This window comes from Calditrichota bacterium, from assembly GCA_014359355.1.
In the GTDB taxonomy this organism is placed as follows: Bacteria; Zhuqueibacterota; Zhuqueibacteria; order JANLFK01; family Oleimicrobiaceae; genus Oleimicrobium.
On the sequence record JACIZP010000026.1, the window covers coordinates 1 to 4,255 of the forward strand.

The window sequence follows — 4,255 nt, forward strand, 5'->3', positions numbered from 1 at the left end:
GATCCGGCATCCACCCAGAGGATTTGTGGGGGAGCGGTCTCCTGCGTCGTTCCAGGGTCGGGCGCAACAATGTTCAGCCTCTCCCCTGGCGGAACGGTCATCATACCGCGCAGAAAATAGCGACTATTCAGGTCCAGCACGAACAAGGTCTGCGATAGTTTGCCACTCGCCGCGGCTGTCGTGATCGCCCGATTCAGATTGCCGGGGTCATCGGGGCAATCACCTTTCACATAGACCGTGTCGACCTGCGCGCAAGCCTTCGCGGTCCATAACCCTGAGACGGCCAGCAACGCAACGGCCACGTCCACCAGGCGAGTGGGACTCGTTTTGCACATTCGGCTTCGACCGCTACGCCCAGAACTTGTCGACCAGGCAATTACAATCAGGAACTACGCACCCTCACCTGAGGAGCATCAGCTTCTGCGTTTCGACACGATCGCCTACTTTCATGCGACACAGATACGTGCCACTGGGCAGGCTGCTCCCGTCGAATCTCAAGACATATTCGCCTGGACTCTGCAGCTCGTGAACCAGCGTAGCTACTTCCCTTCCACGGAGGTCGAAGATCTTAACAAATACCTCGCTCGTAAGGAGCAGCCGGTAACTAATCACCGTGGCCCCTCTGAAGGGATTGGGATAGCTTGGATTGAGTGAAAACTGCTGAGGATATTGCTCGCTGGCGAAGGTAACCGCGCTGGCCGGTTGCAAAGCCTCAATAGAAGCCTTGAGAGCCACAAAAGCAGCCTCTAGGGTATCGGCCGCGGACGTCGCGTAAGAGTAATTGCGGGTCATTGCGTTCCGAGCCCTGGAAAGCGCTTCTGCGAAATCTGCCCAGCTTTGGGGAGAAAATTCCTCCTCCTGCAGAGCATTAGCCTGAGTCAACAGTGAATCGAGCCCATTGTAGTACTTCCCGACAGCCACTACGGCAAAGAAGGCCGGCTTGCATTGGTTATAGACGTCCCACAGAGACGAGGACTGATTAGTTTTGAAAGTGTACTGGTCGTTGAGACCATCCTTGGATACGCTGATGACCTTCCCCCTGCCGGAAAAGTAGCTCCGCTCCACAAAACACTTGAACAATTGCCCGTACTGATTGGCTTGCTGGCGCAACACTTCCAGCGGTGGCTGGGCGTAGCCTGTGGTGACATCAAGCTCCGTCACCGCCATCTCGTGGCAGATCGGGTCGAACTTCTGGTACGAGGCAATCCACTGCTCAGCAGTGGGAGAGGTCAGGGCGTCGTGCTCCTGCATGCCGATGCCGTCGAGATACCCTGCCGCGAAAATCGGCCCGCACACGCGCACGATTCCGTTTGCCTTCGCAGCAAGGTGCGTGTTATAGTCGTTGTAGTAGAGCTTCATCTGCGTTTCGCCGTAGGCCAGACAGTACTTGCGGGTGAGTTCAAATGCTTTCATGATGTAGCTGTTGTCCCCAAAGGTGCGGAACCACTCGCTGTCCGTCCGGTCTTGGCCGTTGTCTAACACTGCTTCGTTGACCACATCCATGGCCGACAGCAACCCTGGCCAACCTTCGTGGAGCAGGCGGATGACCTCATGAATGTAGTGGTCCATCCGCTCAGTCATCTTCTCTTTGGTTAGGCGTGGCCCCGACTCTGTGTAGCCGGAGCGAAAGAAGGCGGCAGGCGTCTGACTATGCCAAACTAAGGTGTGGCCCCTGAAAGTGAACCCCTGCCGCTTAGCCCAGTTGAGTTGCGCAATCAGGTCACCATTGAAGCGGACGATCGGGTGCACGTCGATCGAATCTCGTGCCGCCTGGGTTGTGGCGCCGTTGTAGGCTGCCGCGCTGGCAGCAATGTCGACCGTATACTGCGGCTTCATGTTGTTGCCGGGGCTCATGCTGTTCATGTGGAATCTTATCAGCTCCCCGCCGTGACGTGCAACCACGGGGGACTGGCCCGGCACGTAAGGATCGTCCGGCAAACCGATGTGCCGATAGGACAGAAGACAGCCGATGTAAAAGTCGTTGGCGTATACATCTCGCAGCCGTGGAACGTTGGTCTGCACTGTGTCCACTTGCGCGAACGCGTGGAGATAGAGGAGCAGTGCGGCCAACGTGGACCACAGCCACTGCGTTGAGCGAACCGATGGGACCTGGTGCGCACTCATTGTATCCTTCCTTCTGGACAGGTCTGGCCCCTTACGACAGCAGCCTGTCTGCAGGCTGCAGACAGGCTGCGTGTCGGGGCTGCAAAGAGGCGAACGACAGAAACGGGGAGGTCTACTTCATCAACGTCAGCTTCCGAGTCTCCGTGTACTCGCCCGCTCTCAGCCTGCATAGGTACACGCCGGATGGCAGGTTGGAGGCGTCGAAGTTCACGGAGTAGTAGCCCGCGGTCATCCGGCCATTGACCAGCGTCGCCACTGGCCGACCCAGCGCATCGTAAACCACCAAGCTTACTTCGCCGTCGCGAGGCAAAGCGAACTGAATGGTGGTCGACGGGTTGAACGGGTTCGGATAGTTCTGCCGCAACGCATACTCGGTAGGCACCATCCGATCCGGCAACATGGCCACCGCCACCAGCAGCGAATCCGGAATCTGGATCGGTTCGCCCATGTCCACGTGCACGTCGTACAGCTTCAACGCCTTGGCCGTGGCCTGGTCGCTGACTGCAAAGTTGATGCTGTTGAACTTGGTCGTCACTAGCGGCACATGCTCGTCACTTACGATGCCGGCGAAGTTGTAGGTGCCGTCCTGCCTGTGGATGTAGTACCTGATCTCTGTCTTTCCTTCGCGCAGAGGTGCAAAGGAGAAGGCAAAGTCGTACACACCAGGACCACCGACAGCACCAGCAGGCAGCTGGGTGCGGGCCGTGAGCACGTAGTGATTGGGGCCGTTGGTGCTAAGCCATGCATAGTCGACCACGGCGCCCACCGTACCCAGTTGGCCAATGCCTTGCCAATTGGTGAGTTGATTGTTCCCGCTGTGGGGTAGGAAGAGGTAACCGTTGTGGTGCCCTTCCGTGCCCGTCCACGAGTCGCCGACAACGACGCCCGCGCTATCGCTGTGGAAGAGGCCAAGCCGCAAGGAGCTCCATCCTTCGAAGCCGCCACCCTCGAACTCCATGGAACCGGTCACGATGATGGCCTTGCCGGAGGTGAGTCGCACCTCTCTGCCAAACCCACCGCGGATAGCCGCCCAACCTACAGGCGCGCTCGTGCCAGAAATGGTCACGTTACCGTCCACTTCTCCTGGCGTCAAGGTCCAGCCACCGGTCCGACCGCCGATGAAGCCCCAATCCGCCACGTAGAATGGGCTAAATGGCGCCTCAGGGATGTCGATGGGCTTACCCCGGTCCACGTACACGTCGCGCAAGTACATTCCGCGCAGCTTTGCCGGGTCGTCGCCAGAACCACCAATCATGGCAAAGCAGACGCCGTTGAACTGCTTGGTAATCCCCGTGGTGTCGATGGAAGTCGCCGCCCACCAGTAGCTGTTGTCTTCCTTGATGAAGTAGAAGCGCACTTCATTGCTCCCATCCGGCAGCGGACGGACCGAAATCGCCCAGTTGTACACGCCGGCGGTCATCTCCGCGCGGAACGGCTCCTGCCGGACAAACCCCAGAGAGAGGTGGCTCAGGCCGTAAGTGCTGATCCACGCGCCACCGCGGACCACGCCGTGGTCGCCTCCGCCACCAGCAGCCCAATTCGGGCTCTCGTTCACGCCGCTGTGGGGTTGGAATAGGTAACCATACGCGCGGCTCTCGTACCCGGTCCAGAACGCGGAGTCAGTATCCACATTCACGACCACCCCCGCACTGTCGTGATAGAACAGGCCCCATCGCAGTGCACCCCACCACTTTGGGTCTGCCCCGACGAACTCAATCTGCCCGGTCACGCGAATCGCATTCTCGGCAGTGGCAGTCACCACTTCCTCAAACCCGCCTCGGATGGCCGACCACTGACCCGCGATTGGCCCAGTATCGCCGCCGATGCCGGCGTTCCCGGCGTACTCACCAGGGATGAACTTCCAGCCAGCAGTCCGCGTCGGCCCCTTGTTGCCAATGAAACCCCACTGCGCCACGTAAAACGGCACAAACGGCGCCTCCGGTATCTCAATCGGCGCCCCACGATCCACATACACATCCTCAAGATACATCCCCCGCACCGTCGACGCGCTCCCCCCCTGACCACCAGTGATCGCCAAACAGCCCCCGTTGAACACCGGCGCAATCGTCGTCGTGTCAATCCGCGTCGCCGCCCACCACTAGCTGTTGTCCTCCTTGATCAGGTAAAACCG

Annotated in this window: 3 protein-coding genes; all 3 read right to left on the bottom strand. The window is 59.3% G+C overall.

Annotated elements, in window-relative coordinates; genetic code table 11:
* Positions 1-335: hypothetical protein (locus H5U38_01195; protein MBC7185628.1), on the bottom strand; the 335-nt coding region annotated here is incomplete at its 3' end.
* A gap of 64 nt (positions 336-399) precedes the next feature.
* The gene (locus H5U38_01200) at positions 400-2,124 is read right to left on the bottom strand and encodes an endo-1,4-beta-xylanase (GenBank protein MBC7185629.1); all 1,725 of its coding nucleotides are present in this window, start codon (positions 2,122-2,124) and stop codon (positions 400-402) included.
* A gap of 112 nt (positions 2,125-2,236) precedes the next feature.
* The gene (locus H5U38_01205; protein ID MBC7185630.1) at positions 2,237-4,114 is read right to left on the bottom strand and encodes a T9SS type A sorting domain-containing protein; all 1,878 of its coding nucleotides are present in this window, start codon (positions 4,112-4,114) and stop codon (positions 2,237-2,239) included.
* Positions 4,115-4,255 lie beyond the last annotated feature (141 nt).